The organism is Pedobacter jejuensis, from assembly GCF_003725795.1.
In the GTDB taxonomy this organism is placed as follows: Bacteria; Bacteroidota; Bacteroidia; order Sphingobacteriales; family Sphingobacteriaceae; genus Pedobacter; species Pedobacter jejuensis.
The window spans coordinates 82,222-89,050 of sequence record NZ_RBEE01000006.1 but is presented as its reverse complement, the minus strand read 5'-3'; the positions used below and the strand labels follow the sequence as shown (position 1 = coordinate 89,050).

5 protein-coding genes are annotated in these 6,829 nt (G+C 33.8%); 1 reads left to right on the top strand and 4 read right to left on the bottom strand.

Features of this window, described 5'->3' with window-relative positions; translation table 11 throughout:
* The first annotated feature begins 269 nt into the window (after positions 1-269).
* Positions 270-2,030: a S8 family peptidase gene (locus tag D7004_RS04920; protein ID WP_123204765.1), complete on the top strand. Its 1,761-nt coding sequence runs from the start codon at positions 270-272 to the stop codon at positions 2,028-2,030.
* A 51-nt stretch (positions 2,031-2,081) separates the two neighbouring features.
* Here D7004_RS04920 and D7004_RS04915 read toward each other — a convergent pair whose 3' ends face one another.
* The 4 genes from D7004_RS04915 to D7004_RS04900 form a co-directional block, all read right to left on the bottom strand.
* Positions 2,082-2,858 carry a polysaccharide deacetylase family protein gene (locus D7004_RS04915; protein WP_123204760.1) on the bottom strand — a complete coding sequence of 259 codons (777 nt, stop codon included), beginning with the start codon at positions 2,856-2,858 and terminating at the stop codon, positions 2,082-2,084.
* Complete coding sequence (locus tag D7004_RS04910) at positions 2,858-3,790, bottom strand: glycosyltransferase family 2 protein (protein WP_123204759.1); 933 nt, start codon at positions 3,788-3,790, stop codon at positions 2,858-2,860. Before D7004_RS04910 ends, D7004_RS04915 begins: the two co-directional genes overlap by 1 nt.
* Before the next feature lie 273 nt (positions 3,791-4,063).
* A complete protein-coding gene (locus D7004_RS04905) occupies positions 4,064-5,275 on the bottom strand; it encodes a bifunctional 3,4-dihydroxy-2-butanone-4-phosphate synthase/GTP cyclohydrolase II (RefSeq protein WP_123204758.1) in 1,212 nt (403 codons plus the stop codon).
* Positions 5,276-5,402: 127 nt separating this feature from the next.
* Positions 5,403-6,827 (bottom strand): LptF/LptG family permease, encoded by a 1,425-nt coding sequence (locus D7004_RS04900; RefSeq protein WP_123204757.1) that lies wholly within the window; start codon positions 6,825-6,827, stop codon positions 5,403-5,405.
* Positions 6,828-6,829: the final 2 nt, after the last annotated feature.

Here is a 6,829-nt window from a genome sequence, read left to right as displayed (position 1 = left end):
CAACAAAAAGATTGTAGTGAAGAGCAGGATAGGAGGATTTATGAAATGCTCACACTCATTTACAAATCAATATTAAACTTTATAGAAGTATTTATTATTTTATCTTATGCAAAAGGAATGTAATTAGTAGCAGCATAGACAATTCTTTTTAACAAGTTTAGGCAAAAAATTACATTAAAAATCATATTGTTAATTTATGTGAAAATGCATCCTCTAGCCACAATAAAACCGTAATATTGCATTATTTCGTAAGTATAGATATGATGATTATGAACTTGAAAAGGTTGCTGTTATTTTGTTCGTTGATATGTGTTAATACATTAAGTTTTGCACAAAGTAAGAATGTAAAATTACCTGCAAACTGGTTTAACTTAGATTTAGCAGAGAGCGGCTATTTCGGCATCAGTACTGAAAGAGCTTACAAAGAAATTTTAAAAGATAAAAAGCCTAAGGAGAAAATTATTGTAGCAGTAATTGATGGAGGTGTTGATGTAAATCATCAGGATTTGAAAGATGTATTGTGGACTAATAAAAATGAAATTCCGGGTAATGGAATTGACGACGATGGGAATGGCTACATAGATGATGTTCATGGTTGGAACTTCATTGGCTCTAAGAAAGGTAATTTGGAATTTGATAATTTAGAACTTATTCGATTATATCGTATTTATCATCCTAAATATCAATCTACCACTAATTTAACCCCATTAGATAGTGCGCAAAAAGAAGAGTTTAAGATTTATAAGAAGGTAGCGGGAGATTTTGGCAAGAAATATAATGATGCCAGTGAAACATTTTCTGTACTGCTTGCTATAAATAAGGTATTAGATTCCGTATCGAAAACCACAGGCAAAGAGATTCCAGTTTATCAAGATATAGAAAATTACAAAGCGGATGATGAGATAGAGGAACAGGTTAAAACTATTATAAGGAAAGGTTCGAAGGAAGAGGGTAGTTTTGAAAAGTTTTACAAAAGTATCAAGGATGCTTACAAGCAATATGATGCAATGTTAAAATATAATCTAAATCCTAAATATGATAAAAGGGCAGAATTAGTAGGCGACGATTATTCCAATTCGTACCAAAGAAACTATGGAAATAGTGATGTAAAAGGACCTGATGCATTGCATGGAACACATGTTTCTGGTATCATTGGTGCAAATAGACAAAACACGTTGGGAATTTTAGGTGTAGCCAATAATGTGGAGATTATGGCTATAAGAGTAGTGCCAACTGGTGATGAACGAGATAAAGATGTAGCAAATGGGATTCGGTATGCAGTTGATAACGGAGCAAAAGTTATTAATATGAGTTTTGGTAAAGCATACAAATGGGATAAAAAAGTAGTTGATGAGGCTGTTAAGTATGCTGAACTTAAAGGTGTATTATTAGTTCATGCAGCTGGAAACGACAATCAAAATAATGATGTGATAGAAAATTATCCAAACAAATTTTATGAAAGTAAGGAAGCGGAGGCTTATAAACAACAACATAAAAAGCCAAATCCAGATGATTTTACACCACCTAAACCAGTTATGCAAAATAATGGAATGGGAATGCGCCCATCGATTGGCAGACCTGCTACAATTAAACCAATTGCTATTGATTCTACGAAATTTCAACTTCCTCATGCATCCAATTGGATTGAAGTTGGCGCCAGTGCTTACAAAGATGACGATAACTTAAAGGCTGATTTTTCTAATTATGGAAAGTATAATGTTGATGTTTTTGCACCCGGTTTCTTAATAAACTCTACGGTACCAGATAATAAATATGAAGATTTGGACGGTACAAGTATGGCATCCCCTGTGGTTTCTGGCTTAGCAGCTTTAATTTTAAGTTATTATCCTAATTTAAAACCGGAACAGGTTCGGGAGATAATCATTAAATCTGTAACGAAAGTTGAACATAAAGTAAAGTATAAAAATGAAAAGGGCGACAACGTTAGGGTTCCTTTTAGTGAGATTTGTGTTAGCGGAGGAATTGTTAATGCATACAACGCATTAAAATTAGCTGAAAGCTACCAATAGTTTCTAAGTTTATATTTGACTTGTTTGATACTGAAAAATTAGCTTAGCTTTTTATTTGATGCCTTTAATGAATTCTTTAAAAGTTCCGAATCGATAGTTCTTGAATTTTATCCATAAAATTAGATTTTCCATTCTGTTAATCATTTTTTCTCCTGTATTTTTCCTGATGTAAGCTGGAAAACCAAATCGCTCAAAATCGTCTAAATTGGTAAATTCCCAAGGGTGGAAATAAATATTAAGGTATTTATCTTTTCTATAAGTCCAACTTACAAGCATTTTATAAATGCTCAAGGGCAGGTTGTGAAAGGATAGCCAAAATAATGGAAATCTTATTAATGGACTAACTGAGGCTGGAATTTGTAAAACGTTTTCTTTAGTAAAGAATGTTCTTGAAATATTAAAATTATTATATCTGCCAGGGAGGTAGGTTGGGTTGATAGATGTATTGTAAACGTAACCTGCTTTTTCAATTTCCTTTTCATCTACAGGCATCATTCTGGCCATTCGATAGCCTACAATTTCTGCACCCGAAAGTTCTTCGAGCTTTAATTTTGATTGAAGAAGATGTTCTGGCTTGAAATTAGAATGGTAGTATCCGTGAGAAGCCAATTCATGGCCATTATCAATTATGCTTTTAATTAAATCTGGTATGTTTTCTGCAAAAGTTACCGTACAAAAAAATGTTGCTTTTATTTCATATTTATCCAAAATGTCGAGAATCGCAATTGTTCCTGCTCTCGAAATGGCAATTTGGTCTTTAAAGGAGATATCTTTTCCATACTCAAACGGCATATCAAATTCTTCAATATCGAAACTTAAAAGCACCATTATTTTACAGGAATATTAGTTGAACGGATAATATAATTTGGTCGGTTTTTTACTTGCATAAACATTTTACCAACGTAAATGCCAATAATGCCTAATATAATTAATTGCAGGCCACCGAAAAAGACAATAGTCATAATTACAGAAGCCCATCCAGAAACCTCTACATTATTAACAAAAGCATAAATAATATATGGAACATACAGTATTGAAGCGAAAGATAAAATAAAGCCTAAATAAACTGCTGAATATAATGGTTTGATGCTGAACGATGTAACGCCATGCAATGCCAACCTAAACATTTTTTTGAAGGTATATTTGCTTTCACCAGAAAACCTAGCACCAGGATTATATTTTATGGCATATTGTTTAAAGCCTAACCACTTCACTAAGCCACGTAGAAATGGCTCGTTTTCGTTAAAGCTTCTAAATACATTAACTACTTTTTTATCTAATAAACGAAAATCGGCAGCACCAGGTTCCAATTCAATGTCTGATAGCCAATTTAAAATTTTATAAAATAAACCAGATGATTTTCTCTTTCCTTTGGAAAGATTTTTATCGTCTTCTCTAACGGTGTAAACAACTTCAAAACCTTCTTCCCATTTATTTAACATATCAGGAATAAGGTCTGGTGGATGTTGCATATCACAATCCATCGATATCACACAATCACCAAAGGCATTATCCATACCTGCTTTTACAGCTAATTGGTGGCCGAAATTTTTGGAGAATTCGAGAAAAAAAATATTTTCGGATGACGAAGCAAAATTGCGAATGTTTTGAAGCGTATTATCAGCACTTCCATCATCTATTAGTATGATTTCGTAATCATAATTTAGTGTAGAAAATACTTTTTTTATGCTTTCTAAAATTACAAAAATGTTATCAGCTTCATTGTAAGCAGGGATGACAATCGATACTAACTTTTTCATTTATCCGCAACAGAGTGAGATTCAAAATCCTCTTAATCATCACCTGATAAACCATTATAATCAAATGATAGCACAAGATAAAGCTTTGAGTGAATATAGACGAATAATTCTTTAATAGCCTTTTGGGTAATCTATGTTTGAGATATATTTAAAAATGATTATCCATTTGGTTTATCGTGAATAAACCGTGGTTACTAAGTAATTGGAATATATGGCAAATCAAACCACTCAAAAAACTATATTCCTTTACCAAAAATAAATATTGGGGATTGTTTATCCCTTCATAATGGAATGACCCATTTTATCTCTTTTAGTTTTAAGATAGCGTTCGTTGTGTATATTGCTTTCAATTTCGATGGGAATATTTTCTACGATTTCTAATCCGTAGCCAATTAAGCCAGCTCTTTTGGTTGGGTTATTACTCATTAAACGCATTTTAGTTACTCCTTGCGATCTTAGAATTTGGGCTCCAACACCATAATCACGTTCATCGCCCTTAAATCCTAATTTTATGTTGGCTTCAACGGTATCAAAACCGGCATCCTGTAAGTTGTAAGAGCGAAGTTTGTTAATTAACCCAATTCCACGACCTTCTTGATTCATATATACAACTATACCTTTTCCTTCTTTCTCTATCATTTCGAAAGCTTTATGTAGTTGTGGTCCGCAATCGCAGCGGCAAGATCCAAAAATATCTCCTGTTACGCATGAGCTATGAACACGAGCAAGAATAGGCTCATCAGCACCCCATTCACCTTTATAAATGGCAAGATGGGTTGCATTATTATCCAATTGGGTATACGCAGTCATTTTGAAATCTCCCCATTCGGTCGGTAAATCTATGGTTACCTCTTGTTTAACCAGGCTATCAATGCCTAATCTGTAAGCAATTAAATCTTCAATAGAAATAATTTTAAGCTGATGCTGTTCCGCAATTTTAAACAAATCGGGTAAACGAGCCATTTCACCATCTTCTTTTAAAATTTCAACTAAAACACCGGCAGGTTTCATTCCTGCAAGTCTGGCTAAATCTACTGATGCTTCCGTATGGCCTGCTCTTCTGATTACACCACCATCTTTAGCCCTAAGTGGAAAAATATGACCAGGTCTCCCGAGTTCTTCAGGGTTGGTGTTAGGATCAACTAAAGCCATCATGGTTTTTGAGCGATCGCTTGCCGAAATACCAGTTGTGCAACCATGCCCAATTAAATCAACAGAAACTGTAAAATTGGTTTCATGAGTAGCGGTATTTTTGCCAACCATCAAGTTCAGATTTAATTCATCACAGCGTTCTTCAGTTAATGATGCACAAATTAAACCTCGCCCATAAGTTGCCATAAAGTTTATAACCTCGGGTGTTGCATTCTCTGCGGCAGTTAAAAAATCGCCTTCATTTTCCCTATCTTCATCATCTACAACGATAACAACTTTTCCAGCTTTGATATCATCAATAGCTTCTTGTATGGTGTTTAATTTTGTTTGCATTTTAACTTAATTACAATATGATTTAAACATGCTAAATGATGCTTATTAAACCATTAATACAAAGGTACAACCTTATTGAGCATTTTTATTTAAGTATATATCATTTAGAAGTAAAGGAAAACAGCGATTATCGTTGCTTAATTTTCAGCAACTTTATAAACAACTGTTTATAATAATTCACGTCGAACAAGGCAGAATCTACGGTAGCTTTATAAGTTAAAAAAACTGCCAATGGTGTGAGTAGAATGAATGCAATCCACATTCCAAATATTGGATTTATTGAACCTTCACGAGCAGATTTTTCCGCTACAGTTGTTATAATATGATAAATTAAAAAAAAGACAATTGCTATAACAACCGGTAAGCCCATTCCACCTTTTCTTATAATTGCTCCAAGTGGTGCGCCGATAAAAAACAACAAAATGCATGAAGCAGCTAAAGTAAATTTTCGTTGATATTCTACACTGGTAAATACAATTTCGCCTCTCAGATCTTCCTGCCTTGGTGCGCCATTAGCTAGATTCTGAGTAATAACTGATATTGTATTTGCTGCATTTTGCATGCTTTGTAATCGCGAACCGTTCGGGATATCCTTTAAAATATTATCGTTTATCGTTTTCGGGGTGGTTTTAATTTTTGAATATCCAACAGCAATATTGTTTTGCTTAAAATTGTTGCTTAAAGTTCTGGTTGTGTTGATGTGCAGCGTATCCATCTGCTTCTGCAAAGAGTCGCGTTTTCTTTCGATGCCTTTTAGGTTGAGCATTACTGTGCTATTTCCAAATGCATTTTGATCGGTTTTACTCAAATCAAAAGATTTCATGTCAAATTTTGGCTTAGTTTCTTTAAACCTACTGCGTAGCATTACTTGTCGAGGGTTATAAATTCCGCTACTACTGGCTTGTTCTTCGTAAGTTACCCCATCTTTTAAATTAAATACTAAGAATTTTCCGTCGGATGATTTAACCATTTCACCTTCTTTTGCCATAATTACCTTGGGGATTCCATTAGTTCCTTTATGGTCGTAAATCATTATTCCATTCATTTTCCCGCTTTCATCTTTACTATCAACACGTATGGAATAATCAGGAATACTGTTGTTAAAAACACCGGGCTTGATTAGAAACGCCAATTTTTTATTCCTCATATCGTACATTAAAGAATAAAATTTGAGGTTGGCTTTAGGTAAAATGAAATTTGAGAATATGAATGAACCAACGGTAAGCAGCAGAATCAGAACCACAAGTGGTCTCATGGCTTTTTGAAGGGATATTCCTGCTGATTTGATGGCTACCAATTCATAATTTTCACCAAGTGTGCCGAAAGTCATGATGGAAGAAAGCAAAACCGAAAGGGGTAGTGCCATAGAAATTTGAACCATCGATTGGTAGTACATTAATTCTAAAATCGTGTACCATTCGAAGCCTTTGCCAATAAGATCATCTACATATTTAAAAAGAAAAAACATTAAAAGGATAAACATTACTACGAAGAATGTAGCAATAAATGGCCTTATGAATGTTTTAATTACTAAAAGATGTATTTTTTTCACCT

Bases quoted from the DNA above. Each gene is read 5' to 3' on its own strand.
- D7004_RS04920 (WP_123204765.1), top strand. From the start codon at position 270: ATGAACTTGAAAAGGTTGCTGTTATTTTGTTCGTTGATATGTGTTAAT.
- D7004_RS04915 (WP_123204760.1), bottom strand. From the start codon at position 2,858: ATGGTGCTTTTAAGTTTCGATATTGAAGAATTTGATATGCCGTTTGAG.
- D7004_RS04910 (WP_123204759.1), bottom strand. From the start codon at position 3,790: ATGAAAAAGTTAGTATCGATTGTCATCCCTGCTTACAATGAAGCTGAT.
- D7004_RS04905 (WP_123204758.1), bottom strand. From the start codon at position 5,275: ATGCAAACAAAATTAAACACCATACAAGAAGCTATTGATGATATCAAA.